This window comes from Hoylesella nanceiensis DSM 19126 = JCM 15639 (assembly GCF_000379965.1).
Taxonomy (GTDB): domain Bacteria; phylum Bacteroidota; class Bacteroidia; order Bacteroidales; family Bacteroidaceae; genus Prevotella; species Prevotella nanceiensis.
On record NZ_KB904327.1, the window covers coordinates 535,562 to 554,034 of the forward strand.

17 protein-coding genes and 2 tRNA genes are annotated in these 18,473 nt (G+C 35.0%); 8 read left to right on the forward strand and 11 right to left on the reverse strand.

The window, feature by feature from the left end:
- Window positions 1-204: 204 nt before the first annotated feature.
- The 10 genes from A3GM_RS0102240 to A3GM_RS0102290 form a co-directional block, all read right to left on the reverse strand.
- Window positions 205-1,701: a RapZ C-terminal domain-containing protein gene (locus A3GM_RS0102240; RefSeq protein ID WP_018361762.1), complete on the reverse strand. Its 1,497-nt coding sequence runs from the start codon at window positions 1,699-1,701 to the stop codon at window positions 205-207.
- A gap of 268 nt (window positions 1,702-1,969) precedes the next feature.
- Window positions 1,970-2,043: transfer RNA gene (locus A3GM_RS0102250), tRNA-Asp, on the reverse strand.
- Between the two features lie 36 nt (window positions 2,044-2,079).
- A tRNA-Asp gene (locus A3GM_RS0102255) sits at window positions 2,080-2,153 on the reverse strand.
- A 96-nt stretch (window positions 2,154-2,249) separates the two neighbouring features.
- Window positions 2,250-2,768 (reverse strand): GNAT family N-acetyltransferase, encoded by a 519-nt coding sequence (locus tag A3GM_RS0102260; RefSeq protein WP_018361764.1) that lies wholly within the window; start codon window positions 2,766-2,768, stop codon window positions 2,250-2,252.
- A complete protein-coding gene (locus A3GM_RS0102265; RefSeq protein WP_025829685.1) occupies window positions 2,768-3,961 on the reverse strand; it encodes a glycosyltransferase family 2 protein in 1,194 nt (397 codons plus the stop codon). Before A3GM_RS0102265 ends, A3GM_RS0102260 begins: the two co-directional genes overlap by 1 nt.
- Window positions 3,962-3,970: 9 nt before the next feature.
- Complete coding sequence (locus tag A3GM_RS0102270; protein WP_018361766.1) at window positions 3,971-4,411, reverse strand: hypothetical protein; 441 nt, start codon at window positions 4,409-4,411, stop codon at window positions 3,971-3,973.
- An 11-nt stretch (window positions 4,412-4,422) separates the two neighbouring features.
- Window positions 4,423-5,040: a recombination mediator RecR gene (recR, locus tag A3GM_RS0102275; protein ID WP_018361767.1), complete on the reverse strand. Its 618-nt coding sequence runs from the start codon at window positions 5,038-5,040 to the stop codon at window positions 4,423-4,425.
- Window positions 5,041-5,268: 228 nt separating this feature from the next.
- A complete protein-coding gene (locus tag A3GM_RS0102280) occupies window positions 5,269-5,727 on the reverse strand; it encodes a DUF4293 domain-containing protein (RefSeq protein ID WP_018361768.1) in 459 nt (152 codons plus the stop codon).
- Window positions 5,727-6,062 (reverse strand): DNA-directed RNA polymerase subunit omega, encoded by a 336-nt coding sequence (locus A3GM_RS0102285; RefSeq protein WP_018361769.1) that lies wholly within the window; start codon window positions 6,060-6,062, stop codon window positions 5,727-5,729. The genes A3GM_RS0102280 and A3GM_RS0102285 overlap by 1 nt, the downstream gene beginning before the upstream one ends.
- A gap of 26 nt (window positions 6,063-6,088) precedes the next feature.
- The gene (locus tag A3GM_RS0102290) at window positions 6,089-6,925 is read right to left on the reverse strand and encodes an outer membrane protein assembly factor BamD (protein ID WP_018361770.1); all 837 of its coding nucleotides are present in this window, start codon (window positions 6,923-6,925) and stop codon (window positions 6,089-6,091) included.
- Window positions 6,926-7,052: 127 nt separating this feature from the next.
- Here A3GM_RS0102290 and uvrB point away from each other — a divergent pair, with 127 nt between their 5' ends.
- The 4 genes from uvrB (at window position 7,053) to A3GM_RS0102310 (ending at window position 12,384) form a co-directional block, all read left to right on the forward strand.
- A complete protein-coding gene (gene uvrB / locus A3GM_RS0102295; RefSeq protein ID WP_018361771.1) occupies window positions 7,053-9,089 on the forward strand; it encodes an excinuclease ABC subunit UvrB in 2,037 nt (678 codons plus the stop codon).
- A 71-nt stretch (window positions 9,090-9,160) separates the two neighbouring features.
- Window positions 9,161-9,850, forward strand: a complete 690-nt coding sequence (locus tag A3GM_RS0102300; RefSeq protein WP_025829683.1) for a DUF4468 domain-containing protein — start codon at window positions 9,161-9,163, stop codon at window positions 9,848-9,850.
- A 9-nt stretch (window positions 9,851-9,859) separates the two neighbouring features.
- On the forward strand, window positions 9,860-10,087 hold the full coding sequence (locus A3GM_RS0102305) for a hypothetical protein (RefSeq protein ID WP_081614683.1): 228 nt from the start codon (window positions 9,860-9,862) through the stop codon (window positions 10,085-10,087).
- The gene (locus A3GM_RS0102310) at window positions 10,087-12,384 is read left to right on the forward strand and encodes a putative porin (RefSeq protein ID WP_018361774.1); all 2,298 of its coding nucleotides are present in this window, start codon (window positions 10,087-10,089) and stop codon (window positions 12,382-12,384) included. The genes A3GM_RS0102305 and A3GM_RS0102310 overlap by 1 nt, the downstream gene beginning before the upstream one ends.
- Window positions 12,385-12,932: 548 nt before the next feature.
- Here the strand turns inward: A3GM_RS0102310 and A3GM_RS0102320 are convergent.
- Window positions 12,933-13,382 carry a transglycosylase SLT domain-containing protein gene (locus A3GM_RS0102320; RefSeq protein ID WP_018361775.1) on the reverse strand — a complete coding sequence of 150 codons (450 nt, stop codon included), beginning with the start codon at window positions 13,380-13,382 and terminating at the stop codon, window positions 12,933-12,935.
- Between the two features lie 606 nt (window positions 13,383-13,988).
- On the opposite strand from A3GM_RS0102320, the gene A3GM_RS0102325 reads away from it, so the two are divergent.
- From A3GM_RS0102325 to A3GM_RS0102340, 4 genes are all read left to right on the forward strand, one after another.
- A complete protein-coding gene (locus A3GM_RS0102325) occupies window positions 13,989-14,414 on the forward strand; it encodes a helix-turn-helix domain-containing protein (protein ID WP_018361776.1) in 426 nt (141 codons plus the stop codon).
- A gap of 107 nt (window positions 14,415-14,521) precedes the next feature.
- Window positions 14,522-16,468 carry a dipeptidyl-peptidase 3 family protein gene (locus A3GM_RS0102330; protein WP_018361777.1) on the forward strand — a complete coding sequence of 649 codons (1,947 nt, stop codon included), beginning with the start codon at window positions 14,522-14,524 and terminating at the stop codon, window positions 16,466-16,468.
- Window positions 16,468-17,085 carry a DNA alkylation repair protein gene (locus A3GM_RS0102335; RefSeq protein WP_018361778.1) on the forward strand — a complete coding sequence of 206 codons (618 nt, stop codon included), beginning with the start codon at window positions 16,468-16,470 and terminating at the stop codon, window positions 17,083-17,085. The genes A3GM_RS0102330 and A3GM_RS0102335 overlap by 1 nt, the downstream gene beginning before the upstream one ends.
- A gap of 108 nt (window positions 17,086-17,193) precedes the next feature.
- Window positions 17,194-18,471, forward strand: coding sequence for an adenylosuccinate synthase (locus tag A3GM_RS0102340; RefSeq protein ID WP_018361779.1), 1,278 nt, complete (start codon window positions 17,194-17,196; stop codon window positions 18,469-18,471).
- The last annotated feature ends 2 nt before the right edge of the window (window positions 18,472-18,473 follow it).

Sequence of the window (18,473 nt, forward strand, 5' to 3'; positions counted from 1 at the left end):
TTCTATTCCAAAATACAAGAAAGAAAAAGTGCCTACTCACAATTATGAGTAGGCATCCCTATAATGATTGATTCTAATTACATTAATATTACATTGCAAAAACATTGACTTTGTTTCTTAAAAGGATTACTATTACGCTGCAAAAGCGATCCTTTTACAAGCAAAATATGTTCTATTGCTTTCTACAATGCAAGTTATCTTATTCTACTTAGCCTCGTAATGTTCTTCAATATGCTGTTCTCTGTGAATTAACTGCACTTCACAACCAAACTTATTACTGATATATTCGGCTACATGTTGAGCAGAATAAACGCTTCTATGTTGCCCCCCTGTACAACCAAAAGAAAACATCAAGTTGGTAAATCCACGTTCGATATATCTAGCAACATGCATATCTACCAGTCCATACACATGACTTAAGAATTCTGTTATTTCTCCATCATCTTCCAAGAACTGAATAACTTCAGCATCTCTACCTGTTAATTTCTTATATTGAGCATATCTTCCTGGGTTATGAACGGCTCTACAATCGAACATATATCCTCCCCCATTACCTGATAAATCTTTAGGTATTCCTCGATGATAAGAAAAACTATATACTAGAACTTTTAGCTTTTTATTATTCGATACCTCTTGAGTTTCGGTTGTTTTGCATGAAGAAGCTGTTGCATCTGCTTTCGATTTATTTTCGAATTGTGGAAGGCTTACTAGTTTTTCTAAAACCTCTTTTAAATAAGTATAAGGCTTAAAGAGATCTTCATGCTGAAGTAATGCCTTTAAATTATTAATAGCAAAAGGTATACTTCTCACGAAATAGCTCTTTTCTTCGATATAGCCTCTAAATCCATAGGCACCCAATACTTGCAAGGTTCTGAACAAAACAAATAAGTTTAAGTTGCTTTTAAACTCTTCGAAAGAACCTATTGCTACCCACTTTTTAAGTTCTTGATAATAAACCTCAATCAAGTGAGCACGCAATTCATCGTTATATTGAGCAGAAGCCTGCCATAAGAACGAGGCAAGGTCGTAATAGAAAGGTCCTTTTCTACCTCCTTGAAAGTCGATAAAACAAGGTTCTGAGCCTTGGGTTAGCATCACATTACGAGCTTGAAAATCACGATACATAAAAGAATTACCCGTAAGTTGAAAGAGATGATCAGCAAGAGAATAGAATTCATGCTGTAATTTAAACTCATTAAAATCGATGTTTGTGATTTTCAAAAAGCAATATTTGAAATAGTTTAAGTCAAACATTACATTCTCTTTATCGAACTCTGGCTGAGGATAACAACGATTCCAATCGAGATTTTCAGCTCCCTTAACTTGAATAAGCGGTAGTTGTTTGATGGTATTTTCTAGTAATGCAATTTCAGATTCGTTATAGTTTCCTCCATTGTTTCTTCCTTCTTTTAAGGCATCGAACAAAGAAACAGAGCCTAAATCGGTTTGCAAATAACACAATCTATCGCTGCTTACAGCAAGAACTGAAGGCATTGGCAAATGAAGTGCATTAAAATGAGAAGCCAAATATATAAAAGATTCGTTCTCTTCAACACTTGTTCCTTCTACAGCAATAAGCGTTTCGCCCTGCTTATCATAGCATCTGTAATAGCAACGGTTGCTTCCTGCTCCTGCAAGTTGTTCTATTTTCTCGGCATGAAAGCCCTTATATTCAAAATATAACTGCGCAATCTTTTCCATAATCACAATTGTATAGCCATTTTAAAGATTATCATTTTTCTTCTTTGAAAAGAACTCTACAAAGAAATGTTCAATAACAAAGAGCAACAAAACGATACCCAATGACATAAAGAAAGATTGGGTTATATAGAGCAAACCGCATGTAATAACGAGAAATGCTACAAAAATTTTCCAGCTTATTCCTAATTTTTTCATACTACAAAGATAGTGATTATTATTAAAACAGAATACATAAAAAGAAAAAAGAGAGCCTTCTCAGACTCTCTTGCGGTGCGTACGGGACTCGAACCCGTGACCCCATGCGTGACAGGCATGTATTCTAACCAACTGAACTAACGCACCTTTTAAAGGTACTCAATAAACAATTAAACTCTTATGCGGTGCGTACGGGACTCGAACCCGTGACCCCATGCGTGACAGGCATGTATTCTAACCAACTGAACTAACGCACCAATTGCGAGTTATTGTTATTTTGCGGTTGCAAAGGTACACATATTTTTCGGACTAGCAAACTTTTTCTTAACTTTTTATTCAAATGCTCTTATTTTTTATAAAATATACTGCATTAAGACAGCATCATTGTAGTTTTCCCCATCAAAAAGCCAATCTTTAAGCTCTGCATTGAGCTTAAAGCCTACTCTAGTAAATAAATCGATAGACGCTTGATTTGCTTTTGGAACTACTGCATATAACTGATGAAGATGCAAAACACGCAAAGAATAATCTAAAAGCTGCAAAAGAGCACTTTGAGCTAGACCTTTTTTCCTGAATTCTTTACGCAAAACAATGCTCACCTCTGCCCTTCTATGCTTGGGATCGAAATGAACTACATCAAGAAGTCCTATACATTGCTCTTTATCTGCATCGATAACAAAACGCACTTGCTTATCTACATAGATGTCATTCACTGTATTTGCAAGATAATTGTGCAACACATAGCGTGAGTAAGGAACGTTAGTAGGACTAACATCCCACACTTCTGGGTTGTTTTCTATACCATATAGCAAATCTAAATCTTCGGGTTCTAAAGCCCTAAGAAGAACTTTTGGTTTATTATCTTTATCCATTACACAAAAACATCTTCTTGAGTTATTATTACATCAGAGCGTTTATCATAAGTTCCTAATGATATGTTTTCAGCCGAATGTTGCTTAAACAGATCTAGAATATGTTGATAAGAGTATGCATTGACGTCGTAAACAACATAAATTGTTTGATTATTAGGCAATGAAAGATACGTATGCCCATCAGGGAGCGATTGCTCATTTCCCTCAACAGTTTGTATTTCTAAACCATATTGCTGAGCCTTTGCACTGCATTTTTCTATCATCTCTTTTTCACCTATTATTATATAAAGGTCTTGTTTGCGAGGTTTTACTCTCAATAAACCCAAACTTTTCTTGATATTATGGACTTGCATGCCCATTAAAGCAATGAAAGCCTTTGAGTAAATCGCAACTTTTATAGGGAAAGAGAAGAAAAAAGAGCTACCACCATAATGCTTTTTGAAGAAGATCAGCATAGCCTCGTAGAATACATGCACGTACTTAAACGATGTTTTTTGGGTACTTTCTCCTTTATAATGCAATATATCAGTAGGATAATACCAGTTTTCATATCCTCCTTTTAATAAGCGATAAGACAAGTCAATATCCTCTCCATACATAAAAAAATCTTGATCTAACAAGCCAACTTTATCGAGTGCAGAGCGACGAAGCATACAAAAAGCTCCACTCATCACCTCTATTTGCTCAGGTTTATCCCACGAAAGATAACCCATATAGTATTTTCCAAACTTCTTATGAGTAGGATATTTTGCGCAAAGCCCACTCATTTTATAAAAGGCAGTCAATGGAGTTGGCAAGCCTCTACGTGACTCTAAAGCATAAGTTCCATCACTTTTAAGCATACGAACACCCACTCCTCCAGCCTTAGTATGCTTGTCCATAAATTGCAATACATCTGCAATGGAATCTTCAGTAACAATAGTATCGGGGTTAAGTAACAAAACATACTCACCCGAACTCTTTTCTATTGCCAAGTTATTACCCCTTGAGAAGCCTAAATTATGCTTACTACTAATAAAAGAGACACTAGGAAAACGAGGAGTTAAATATTGTACTGAGTCATCACTTGAATGATTATCTACAACAAAAACCTCTGCATCTATATTCGATAAAGCTTTCATTAGAGCATTTAAACACTGCTCTAAATAGTGCTTTACATTATAATTTACTATAATTACAGATAGCTTTTTCACGATAAATGATTAGTTATTGTTTGATGAAGTGGTATCATTTTTTAATCTATCTTCCGATGGAAAGACAAACATTAGTGCCAAAAGATGAATAGCAGATAATCCAGCAAAGGTGGTATTGATGAATAAATAGTAAAAAAGGACATTCAGAATAAGAGGTAATCCTATAGCAAGAATACGACTTGAAGCAAGTAAGAAGTATCTCGATTCTATCTTCTTACTATCAGAAAACAACCAGTTTTGAATTTTATCAAATTTCAATAATCTCAAACTTAACCATACTAATACAATAGCCAACAATTCCATTGTGTAAGTTACAACAAACTCTTTCATAGGTTGTTCGGTCCAACCTCCTTCAAGAAGAATGTTACTTTCGAAAAGTATAAAAAGCACTAACGCTATAAGAATGTTGCTATAAAACAGGATATTTAAATAAAGATTCTTCTTATTCATTGCTATTGGTATTATTTATCAAATGGTGTTCTATTTAAAATTGAGCGTCCTAAGGTCACTTCATCGGTGTACTCTAACTCATTACCCACAGATATTCCTCGTGCAATAACGGTTAGCAAGACTCCATAATTGGCCAAACGCTTTGATATATAGAAGTTGGTTGTGTCGCCTTCCATTGTACTTCCAAGGGCAAAAATGATCTCTTTCACTCCACCTTGCGCCACTCTTTCTACCAAAGAGTCTATCTCAATGTCAGCAGGTCCAATGCCGTCCATAGGAGAAATGACACCTCCGAGAACATGATATAAGCCATTATACTGCTGAGTATTCTCTATTGCCATCACATCTTGAATGTTTTCTACAACGCAAACAACGCTTGAATCACGACGAGCATCAGCACAAATAGGACATAATTCTGTATCTGAAACATTATGACAACAGCTGCAATGTTTTATTTCTTGCTTCATTTTAAGTATTGAAGACGAAAAAGTTTCTACCTCGCTTTCATTCTGTCGCAATAAATGAAGTGCCAAACGCAATGCTGTTTTGCGTCCTACTCCTGGGAGTTTAGACAACTCTCCTACTGCCTTTTCTAATAATAACGAGGGATATTGCTGATTTATTGCCATTCTATATGATTGATATTACTTTGTAAAAACATTGATATTACGATGTAAAAGCATTGCTATTGACCTATAAAAGGACAACTATTAGAAGGGAAAAGGATACCTTTTAAACTCCAAATAATTTGTTACTCTGCCTCATTTGAAAGACGATTCTCTTGTTAATAGAAAAAGATGGATTTATAAGAAATATATTATAAAATCCATCTTTTGAAATTGTTTTACCCGTAATTTTTATCTTATTCTATTCGCTGAACGAACTAATTTCTCATCTTTCCATATCGCTTTTCTAGCCATGAAATACAAAATGATTTCTATTAATGGGAAAGATACAGCCAACAAGGGCTGGAATTGTTCGTCATTTGGCTTCATTGCCCAAACAAAATAGCCTAGGAATGCATACCATAATACCAATAATAATATATTTAAAAGACATAAACGAGCCTGAAAAGGACGATTATTGTATTTAAATATACTATAAAGTCCAACAGGGATTGTTGTTACTTGTAATATAAATAATGGTATAACAGTGAAACCAAATGTTCCGTTTGCGTTGTCTTTTAACCAAAAGTTAAATAGAGTATGACCTAATCCCATTCCTGTATTGACTAAATAAGCAATAGGTAAGATAAGAGATAATATTCCAAGAACAACCGCAATACAGATGTATATTGTCTGAATTCGCTGTATCATTATATTCTTTCTACTTCTTCTTTCGAAGGATCACGGAAATAAATATTACCTTCTATAAACTCTTGTGTAGCCAAAAGTGTTGGCTTTGGTAACTTTTCATAATAACGAGAGATTTCTATTTGCTCACGATTTTCAAACACTTCCTCAAGTGAATCGTTATAAGAAGCAAACTCTGCAAGCTTCTTATTGAGCTCTTGTTTAATCTCTACAGATATTTGATTAGCACGTTTTGAGATGATAGAAACGCTCTCATAGATGTTTCCTGTCTCTTCACACAAATCTAGAATGTTTCTTGTTACTGTGTTTGTTGGTGCCTTTGTTCTTTTAAAATCCATAATGATAATTCTTTATTTCTACTTTATTATGATTTATTCTTTGTTATTTCTTGACATTTCTTGATGTACTTCTCTGCTAAAGTTCTACTTTTTGACTCTGGATATTCATTAATAAAACCATAGCATTCGTCTTCTGCATCTTGGTATCTTTCAAGCTTTTTCTCCTCAATACTTTGTGTTGCAAGTTCATATTTGCTTTTCATTATAAGTAAAGCAAAGTCTTCTCGCATTGCACTATAAGGATAATCTTTCAATGCATTCTGTGCAGTTATGATACAAGCATCATAGTTATTCTCTCCAGGACCACAGTTTCCGAAATATGTTCCCAAGTCAAAATAAAGCTGAGCAGAGTATAACTCTTTCTTAATTAGCTTATCTTGAAGAGCAAACAAACGTTGTTGTGCTTCTGTTTTATGGTTTGCATCAGGGAAAAGATCTAAGTATTCTTGGAACGCTGCGATAGCTGCAATGGTCTGAGTTTGGTCTAATCGTGGTTCAGGAGTACTCATATAAAGACTCTGACCGATATAAAATTCAGCGTTTTCAGCATACACTCCCTTTGGATAACTGCTATAATATTTTTTGAATGTTTGTGCTGCTAGGTCATATTCCTTATTTAAGTATTGCGCCATACCTAACATATAAAGGCATTCTTGTGCATTATCGGTACCCTTTTGCTGCACAACTACGTCTTGTAAAAGGATAGATGCACGTTGATATTTCTTGTTTAAGAAACATTCTTTTGCGTATTCGTATTTATAATTGAAATCAGTTGTTTTATAAACCTGATTGAACTCATTCGCACATGATGAGAATACGCATAATGAGGCAATATATATAACGATGAAACTTAAATTCTTCATATAACCAATTCTTTGAGTATGCAAAAATACATAATTATCTATTAAGAACAAACTATTTAGTATTATTTTTGTGATTTATAAGGTATCTTACTGCGATAAAATAACTTTTTTTCCTACTTTTGCATATATGGATTTCAAGATAACATCAAAATACAAGCCAACTGGTGACCAACCTGAGGCTATTAAACAATTAACTGATGGCGTTTTAGCTGGAGATAAAGCTCAAGTTTTATTAGGTGTAACTGGCTCGGGCAAAACATTTACAATAGCAAACACCATTGCTAATGTTAAGAAACCTACTCTTATACTAAGTCACAACAAGACTCTTGCAGCTCAATTATACGAAGAAATGAAAGCTTTCTTCCCCGAAAATGCGGTTGAATATTATGTATCATACTACGATTATTATCAACCTGAGGCGTATTTACCAACGAGCGACACCTATATTGAAAAGGATTTAGCAATAAATGAAGATATTGATAAATTACGATTATCAGCTGTTTCTGCCCTACTTTCAGGCAGACAAGATGTAATTATTGTTTCTTCTGTGTCATGTATTTATGGTATGGGTGGTCCAACTGCTATGGGAGAGAGTATCATTAGCATACAACAAGGACAACAACTAGATAGAAACGACTTTCTAAGAAGGCTCGTTGATGCGTTATATACACGTAATGATATCGAACTAACACGTGGTACTTTCCGTGTAAAAGGGGAAACAGTTGATGTCTTTATGGCTTATAGTGATCACATTTTACGCATCACTTGGTGGGACGAAGAGATCGAAAGTATTGAAGAACTCGATAGTGTTACATTTAAGCGCATTGCTTCTTTCGCTTCATATCAAATATATCCGGCGAATCTTTTTGTGACTTCAAAAGATCAAGTCAATGATGCTATTCGACAAATTCAAGACGATTTAACCGATCAAATTGCATTTTTTGAATCTGTTGGCGACACGATTAAAGCGCAAAGAATCAAAGAACGTGTTGAATATGATATGGAAATGATTAAGGAATTGGGGCATTGTAGCGGAATAGAGAATTACTCTCGCTACTTTGATGGACGCTCTCCAGGTGAAAGACCCTATTGTTTATTGGACTTCTTTCCACAAGATTTTCTCCTAGTTGTCGACGAAAGCCATGTTACTATACCACAAATCAGAGCTATGTATGGTGGAGATAGAGCTAGAAAACAAAACCTTGTTGAGTTTGGTTTCCGTCTTCCTGCAGCCTTTGATAATCGCCCTTTGCGCTTTGAAGAGTTCCATGAGATGGTTAATCAAGCTATTTATGTGTCGGCAACTCCTGCTGATTACGAGCTAGAAGAATCCGATGGAGTTATTGTTGAGCAAATTATTCGACCCACAGGTCTGTTAGATCCACTTATAGTTGTACGTCCAAGTGAGAATCAAATCGATGATTTAATGGACGAAATCATTGAATGTATAAAACGAGAAGAGCGTATTTTGGTTACAACTCTTACTAAACGAATGGCAGAAGAGTTGACTGATTATCTCATTAATAATGGAATTAAAACCAGCTATATACACAGTGACGTTGCTACTCTTGACCGAGTGAAGATTATGAACGGCTTAAGAAGTGGCGAATTCGATGTTTTAGTGGGAGTAAACCTATTGAGAGAAGGTCTCGATTTGCCTGAAGTTTCACTCGTTGCGATATTAGATGCAGATAAAGAAGGATTCCTTAGAAGTCACAGAAGCTTAACCCAAACAGCGGGAAGAGCGGCTCGTAACGTCAATGGAAAGGTGATTATGTATGCCGATACTATCACAGAAAGTATGCAAAAGACCATCGATGAGACTGAAAGACGCCGTTTAATCCAAATGAAATACAACGAGGAACACGGCATAACTCCTCAGCAAATTAAAAAGAGTATCAAGTCTTTATTAACAAATGATACTGCTAATAGCAATACAACTAAGGAGTACTCTATCAGCGAAAACGAGCTTAATAGCAATAAAGTGATGCTCGCTGCCGATGAAATTGTAGTTAAGATGTCGAAAGAACAGTTGCGTAAGAGCATTCAATATACCACAGAATTAATGAAACAAGCAGCTAAAGACCTCGACTTTTTACAAGCCGCTCAGTATCGAGATGAGCTGTTAAAGCTCCAAGAACAACTTGAACTGAAAGAAAGTTAAATATAAAACATAATAGTATTATAATGCTTTCTTTTACTAATTTTGCATTACTAATTGAATTAAAAGAACTTATGAAGAAGATATTCACTCTTATTTTAGCTTTCTTTCCTTTGTGTAATTTGATGGCACAAAGCGAATGGGAGCTTCCAAACTCTAGCGTTCCAACAGAGAAAACCACCAAAACTAAAACAAAGAAAGAAAACACTTCTATCGCAAAAGAAGACAACTCGAAAGTTGTTGAGATAAAAGAAGAAGACAAGCCATACTTAGAAGGTGCGGTACCTGAAGTGGAAGGAAAGATTGTTTTCAGTAGAACTATCAACATTCCCAATAAGAATGCGAGCGAAATATACGATAAAACCTATCAGTATCTTGAGCAATTTACAAAGTCAAACACTTCACTTCCAGGTAGTAGAATTGTGATTGTAAATAAGAAACAGCACATTATTGCAGCCACAATTAATGAATGGTTAGTGTTTTCTAACAACTTTTTTTCTATCGATAGAGCTCAATTCTTCTACACACTCATTGCAACTTGCAAAGACAATGAATTGCTCATAAACGTTGAAAGAATTAAATATAAATACGAAATAGGACGCCCTTCTGAACTCAAAACAACTGCAGAAGAACTTATCTCTGATAAAGTTGCACTTAGCAAAGATAAGACTAAGGTGAAGAAAGCTGAGAAAAAGTTCAGATATAAAACTATTGATAGAGTAAAAGAGATTATGGATAACATTCAATCGAATGTGACTTTATAATAAAAAGATATGATGACTACAGAACAAAACACTTCAATTCCCACAAGAAAAAGAGGCAATCAGAATAATGAAAAGCCCTTTATGAAGATTAGAACCATATTAAATATCATCTTTATGGTGGGTGCTATTATTGGTGTTTTCTTATATTTTTATAGTTCACATTATGTTGGAACTATTGTAATTCTGGTATCAATGGTATTTAAGTTCATTGAAACCATCCTACGAATGATTCGTTAATGAAAAAGACTTTATTATTTTTTGCTTCGTTGTTTGTTGGCTTTTATGCACAAGCACAAAACACTGAATACAATCAAATAGATGAAAATGGAGTTATTTCACGTCGTAACACGATGGGAAATAACAGCTCCGACTCTCTACATTCAAACAAAGAGATTCCTATTGGCATTAAAGCATGGACCGTAGATGAAAAGTTTGGTGACAGAACTGTTGCCAAAGTAGATACCATGCAATATATGTTTATGAACTCTATATTCACTTCTGGACTAGAAGGACAATATAACACAACGGGAAATCTTGGTTCGCCACGTATTAATAGAATTTTTATTAATCGTCAAGACCATAGTCAATTTATATTTACAGACCCTTATAGTTATTTCATTACACCTGTAAATCAGTTCCATTTCACCAATACTCTTTCACCATTTACCATACTTAATTATAACACTGGCGGTGGAAGTTCGAATGGAGAAGACCACTTTAAGGCTATATTTGGCGTGAATGCAGGTCGCAAATTGGGTGTAGGATTTAAATTCGATTATATTTATGGACGTGGATTCTACAACAATCAAAGCTCAGCTCACTTCAACTATACGATGTATGGCTCATATCTTGGTGAGCAATACCAAGCCCATCTATTGCTTTCTACTAATCATCAAAAGAACGCAGAGAATGGAGGTATAACCAATGATGGCTATATTACCACTCCTGAAGCATACAACGAGGATTATTCTAGTAATGAGATCCCTACCGTTTTAAATAAGAACTGGAATAGAAATAACAACTTACACGCTTTTCTTACACATCGTTATAGTGTGGGCTTTACTAGAAAAGTAAAGATGACTGAAGAGGAAATCAAAGCGAAGAAGTTTGCCCTTAGTTCTAAAGAACAAAACAACACTAAACCAACAGACAAACGTTTGTCGGCAAAAGAGCGTGAGAAAAACAAGTCTATTGCACTTGGACGCCCCGAAGATGCTAAGGTTGTGGGAAGCGAGCCCGTTGATTCTATCTCTAAAACAAATAATAGAATTCAGGTTAAAGACAACGCAACAAGAGATAGTTTGTTGGCAATCAGCAAAAAGAACGAGACTGACTCCCTTTGGTTTAAAAGCGAATATGTTCCTGTAACCAGTTTCATTCACACTGCAAAGTTTGATACTTACGACAGAATATACCAAGCTTATTACACCTCAAGCAATTATTACAAAAATCAATATTATAATGCTGGTCGTTTACTTAACGACTCTATATACGACCAAACCAAGCATTTCCGTTTACAAAACACCTTTGCAATATCTCTATTAGAAGGCTTTAATAAATGGGCTAAAGCTGGGGTTAAAGCATTTATTACGAGTGATTTCAGACATTTTGAGCTACCTTTAATAGATGGTTCACTAGGAACTTACAACGAACACAATTTAAGTGTAGGTGGAGAAATTAGTAAAACACTTGGTAAAACGCTACATTACAAGGCATTATTAGAGACTTGGGTTACTGGAAAAGATGCAGGACAGCTTAAATTAGACGTTAATACTGATGTCAATTTCAAGCTCTTTGGCGACACTGTTACATTGGCTGCAAGTGGCTTCTTCCATCGAATCAACCCCTCATTCTATTTCCGTCACTATCATTCTCGTCACTTCTGGTGGGATAATAATAGTATGGATAAGATGATACATACACGTCTTGAGGGTCTATTTAGCTATAAAAAGACCAATACTGCACTACGAGTTGCTGTTGACAACATTAAGAATTATACCTATTTTGCACAGAGTTATAGTATAGACAATCAGTATAACAGATTGAACGTGGACGTTACCACCAATCAATACCAAAGTCCTATAAGTCTACTGACTCTCGAATTGATTCAGAAAATCAAGTTTGGTATCTTCAGATGGGAGAACACTATTACCTATCAAAAGTCATCAAATAATGATATTTTGGGCGTTCCCGACTTAAACATATATAGCAACCTTTACATGAAGTTTAAGATTGCAAAGGTTCTTTCGTGTGATTTAGGAGCAGATGTACGTTACTTCACCGAGTATTATGCTCCCGATTATAGTCCTGCATTAGGCTCTTACACTGTACAAGACGGAACAGACAAGGTTAAAATTGGCAACTACCCATTTGTGAATGTATATGCCAACTTCTTGTTAAAGCACACCCGTTTCTTTGTAATGTATAGTCACGTAAACGCTGGTTCGGGTTCTAAACGCTATTTCTTAACACCTCACTACCCCACTAATGAGCGCATCTTTAGATTTGGAGTGAGCTGGAATTTCTTTAATTAATAGCACCAGCCACTATATAAATTGCAATAGATAAAAGAAAGCTATAATTCTATTATGAAAACATTACATCAACAACAGAAATCAAACAAACACAAATTACAACATAAAGCCAGTCTCCATATTATTGAGATAAACAAAAATCCCTCAACAAAATAGATCTGTTGAGGGATTTTTTATATATGAACATCATATTACTTATTGACATTTTTAAGCATATTCATTTTCTTTTCATCACATTCTCTTTGCAAAAACATTTCTATATTTCGTTCTTATCATACTACAAATACAATGCTATTATAGGTTATAACTCCATTTTTTGTAGTTCAATAACAATGCTATTATATACTAAAAGCAGTGTGCTTTGATATAAGTAAGCATAACATATTGATAAACAAAGAAAAAGATATTCTCTCCGACTTTCAATATTGTTATTATAAAGAAGAAAGAAAAGGGCATCAAAAAAAGTTTAATAATGAGCCAATATTCGTTCTTTCGAACTAGTATAACTGCATTATTAAACTTTTTCCTATAGTTATTTTACAAACAGCCTATCGCTTTTTGTTTAACGCTCTCATCACTTTCTCAAAATATCTTTGTGTTCTTGTAATCTTATATCTCATGCCACCATTCCAAGAACGAATTGCTCTTTCGATGTTATTCATGGGGTTATGAAAAGATTGAATAATCAAAAACATTTCTTTTGATTTAGCAATACTAAAGCGATCTTTCAATGAATAGCGCTTATTGTTGTTACGCATCTTCATGATATTGTTGCATTCTGCAACTAAAATTGGTGTTATTTGCAATACACCTACTGAGTTTCCACTCTTTGCATTGGGGTCTCCTTTACTCTCAACATGTATAATTGCCTCGATAATAGGCTCCCAATTAAACTCTGTTTTCGTGTTGTTATCGTTCTTATTTGAACCAAAAACCAACACATTTGTCGCTACAATTAATCCAAAAATTAAAATTACACGTTTAAAATAATTATTCATTACTACATGATTTATGGAACCGGAACAAACCAGAAAGCAACTTTTTGTGATAAAGCTGAGTGATGTAAGAGCGTTGAAAATCAAACACTAAAAAACGTTTTCAAATACAACAAGAAAGCGTTTCTCATACAAAAGAATTGTCCTTACATAACTCTTGTTCGCCACAGGACTCTAATATAATGAATTAAAGCACTGCACTAATTCCGTTACTACTCAGCAAACACGAACTTATGTCAAATGAAATAAAGTCCGAAATCTGCCCTTCGACGATGCAAAGGTACTAAAAAAAGATGTAACACCATAACTTTTTAGCATAAAATACGCCATAAAATAGCAGCATATAAAACATAAATTACTAATAATCAGAATATTACAAACAAACACTAAAGAATATCATTTTGACCATTTTTTATAATAAAAGTGCCTCAAAACAAGCAAAACACACATCTTTTAGAGCAATATTTAGATGTAAAAAGTTGAAAATATGAAAAATAAGGGTTATTTTTGCATTTGCAGGAAATGAGTATATAAATGGTAAAAAGAAATGCAATTATCATTCATTTAAAATGATAGCAATTTATCACTGCATATTCTATATTAAATAAGATGCAAACAAACACAAAGAAGACATACAACTCTGAATTACCAAACTATTGCAAAAGAATCAACATTGAAACGCTTAATAGTTTGAAAAATAATATCATAGAGCTGATTGTTAGAAAGAAAAAATACCGTGATAGATGCTATAATATCAATCAATTGTCAAAAGAACTCAACACGAATACCCGTTATATCTCTGCTACTTTCAATGTTATTTGGAACACCAACTACAATGGTTATGTAAACAAATATCGTGTTTTAGAAGCAAAGAAATTATTAATGGATTCGAAATTCTCCCATCTTTCTATGGAAGATGTGTGGATTAAAGTTGGTTTTTCAAATCGACAATCCTTCTTTAAAAGTTTCAAAACACTTGTGGGAGTATCACCAAAGCAATTTAAATTGCAAAATCAAGCTCTTTCAAAAGAATAAAAGACGAATAAAAGGATATACAAACACCCTATCAACAACAATATCAAAGCAATGCGAAAACTATTTTTTCAAGTTGCAACACATCAATATTCAACAATCAATACAATATGGATAAATTCAATTATATAGACGAACGTTTTGCTGACATTCAAATACTTAGATATCAGTTGCATGGCTTCGATAGCCTAAACACTCAACAAAAAGCGTTGATTTATTATCTATCTCAAGCCACATTATGGGGAAGAGACATCACAACCGACCAATTCGGGAAATATAATCTACGCATAAGAAAAACACTGGAAGCTGTATATTTACACTATAAAGGAAATAAAGAAAACGATGATTTTAAAGCCCTTACAACCTATCTAAAACAAGTTTGGTTTGCAAACGGCATTCATCATCACTATGGAGGCGAAAAGTTTACTCCGCTTTTTGGTGAGCAATTCTTTAAAGAAGCCGTAAATGAGATCGATAAAGCACACCTCCCACTCGAAAAGGGCTGTTCTGTTAATGAATTGTTAGATACCATTTGCCCCATTATTTTCGATCCTTCAATTCATGCTAAGAAGGTAAATAAAACCGACGGCATTGACATTATCCAAGAATCGGCAGTAAACTATTATGAAGATGTAACTCAACAAGAAGTTGAACAATATTACGCTTCACTCAATAATCCTGCTAATTCTCAGGCTCCTTCATACGGATTAAACAGTAAGCTAGTGAAAATTGAAGGACAATTAACCGAATTGGTGTGGAAAGAAGGTGGCTTATATGGATCTGCTATTGAACATATTATCTATTGGTTAGACAAAGCTCGCAGTGTTGCAGAGAACGAACAGCAGCGAAAGGTAATAGACCTTCTAATTGAATATTATAAAACTGGTGACTTAGAACTATTCGATCAATATTCTATTGAATGGCTCAAAGAGCAAGAAGGAATGGTTGATTTCATCAATGGATTTATCGAAGTGTATAGCGATCCACTAGGTATTAAAGCTTCATGGGAAGGCTTAGTGGAATATAAAGATATGGAAGCAACCAAGCGCACACGTCTGATTAGCGACAATGCTCAATGGTTTGAAGATCATTCTCCTGTAAATTCGCAATTCAAAAAGAAAACGGTTAAGGGAGTAACTGCCAACGTTATTTGTGCAGCAATGCTGGGTGGAGACGAATATCCCTCAACTGCTATCGGTATAAACCTACCTAATGCGGATTGGATTAGAGCGCAATATGGTAGCAAGAGTGTAACCATTGGAAATATAACCGATGCTTATAATAAGGCATCTCACGGCAATGGATTTGATGAAGAATTTGTTGTTGATTGTGAAACATTAGCACTTATACAACAATATGGTGACAAATGCGATGACCTTCATACAGACTTACACGAGTGTTTAGGTCATGGTAGTGGTCAATTGCTACCCGATGTAGATTCTAATGCACTCAAATCGTATGGTAATGTTATTGAGGAAGCTCGTGCAGACCTATTTGGTTTGTATTATATTGCAGATGATAAGCTCGTTGAATTGGGTCTTCTTCCTAATAAAGAGGCGCATAAATCACAATATTACACTTACTTAATGAATGGTCTTCTTACACAACTTGTAAGAATAAACGAAGGAAACGACATCGAAGAAGCACACATGAGAAATCGTGCTTTAATTGCCCGTTGGGTATATAAACATTCTAAAGGTGCCGTAGAAATTATCAAGAAAGATAACAAGAGCTTTGTGATTGTTAATGATTACGACAAACTTAGAACGCTATTTGCCACTCTTCTCGCTGAAATACAACGTATAAAGAGTGAAGGAGACTTTGAGGCTGCACGTGAACTGGTGGAAGAATATGCCATAAAAATAAAGCCTCAACTTCATAAAGAGATAAGAGAAAGATATCAAAAATTAAATCTTGCTCCCTATAAAGGCTTTGTTAACCCATTATTAACACCTGTATTTGATAGTTCAAACAATATTATCGACGTAAAAGTTGAATACAACGAAAGCTATACTCAACAAATGTTACGTTATTCACAAACATATTCTGCATTATAATGAAAGAAGAAACAAGCGAAAAAATAAAAGCCATTAAACAGTCGTTCCGCCTTTTTATGGACGGAGCTGTGGCACAATCAATGCGCAATAAAGGCGTTAATTATCATATAAACTGGGGTATTCCTGTAACTCGTTTGAAGGAAATGGCAGCCCCATATGGTAAAGATTATGACTTAGCTATCGAGCTTTGGAAAGAAAACATTCGTGAATGTAAGATTCTTGCAACGCTCATTATGCCTGTAGAACAAATGCTTCCTGAGGTTGTTGATATATGGATGGAGCAAACTCCATCGCAAGAATTAGCTGAAATAGCATGCTTCAACTTATATCAACACTTAGACTTTGCTCCTATGCTGGCATATAAATGGATGGCATCGAACAATGAACAAGAGCAATTATGCGGTTATTTGATACTTACAAGACTATTCATGAAGGGGCAAGAACCAAACGAACGAGGTATTAATGAGTTTCTCGATCAAGCCTATTCTGCTATCCAAACAGATAACATGGGATTGAAACGAGCAATACACAATTGTTTACTTAGATTCACAGAGCTAGATGAAGAATATCTAAAGATGGTACAAAAAGCTTTTAAACCTCTTCAGATAGAATTCTAAAATTATTGTTCTCACATTAATATATGTCGAGAAAATATAGTACTTTTGTACAGTCTAAATACTCAATAGACAAATAAAGAGAAGACTAAAGATAGAAAATTTACAGCTATGAACACAGCAAAAGTTGACGTTCTACTAGGTTTACAGTGGGGCGATGAAGGTAAAGGAAAAGTTGTTGACGTGTTAACTCCACAGTATGATGTTATTGCACGCTTCCAAGGAGGCCCCAATGCAGGTCATACTTTAGAGTTCGAAGGAGAGAAATATGTACTCCGTAGCATTCCTTCAGGAATCTTCCAAGGAGGCAAGGTCAATATCATTGGTAATGGAGTTGTGCTTGCACCAGACTTATTTATGCAAGAAGTAAAGGAGTTAGAGAAGAGTGGTCACAATCTAAAAGACCGTCTTAAGATCTCTACTAAGGCACATCTTATCATGCCAACTCATCGTCTTATCGATGCAGCTCAAGAGGCAAAGAAAGGTAAAAACAAAGTAGGTACAACTGGAAAAGGTATCGGTCCTACTTATACTGACAAGATAAGCAGAACTGGTTTGCGTGTTGGTGACATCTTAGATAACTTCAAAGAGAAATACGAAGCACACAAAGCAGCCCACTTAGACCAACTAAAAGCATTGAACTATACCGATTTCGACATCACAGAAATTGAGAAAACATGGCTCGAAGGAATTGAGTTTATGAAGAACTTCCAATTTGTTGAAGGTGAATATGCTGTAAACAACTACTTAAAAGAAGGTAAATCTGTTCTTTGTGAAGGTGCTCAAGGAACTATGTTAGATGTGGACTTTGGCTCTTATCCTTTTGTAACTTCATCTAACACAATATGCTCTGGCGCTTGTTCAGGATTGGGAATTGGTCCTAATAAGATTGGAGATGTATTCGGAATTATGAAAGCTTACTGCACAAGAGTAGGCTCTGGTCCCTTCCCTACTGAGCTTTTCGATGAAGAAGGGAAAAAGATTAGAGACTTAGGACACGAATATGGCGCTGTAACAGGTCGTGAACGTCGTTGCGGTTGGATTGACCTTGTTGCGTTGAAGTATGCTATTATGATTAATGGAGTAACCAAGTTGATCATGATGAAGAGTGATGTTCTCGACACATTTGCTACTATTAAAGCTTGTGTTGCATACAACATCAATGGTAAAATCACAACAGAACTTCCTTATGACCTAGCAAAGGACGTTGAACCTGTGTACAAAGAGATTAAAGGTTGGCAAACAGATTTAACTCAATGTACTAGTGAAGAACAGCTTCCTCAAGCGTTCTTAGATTATATTACCTTCCTAGAAAAAGAATTAGAAACACCAATTTCAATTATATCTGTTGGTCCAGACAGAGCTCAGACCATAACAAGAAAACAATAATC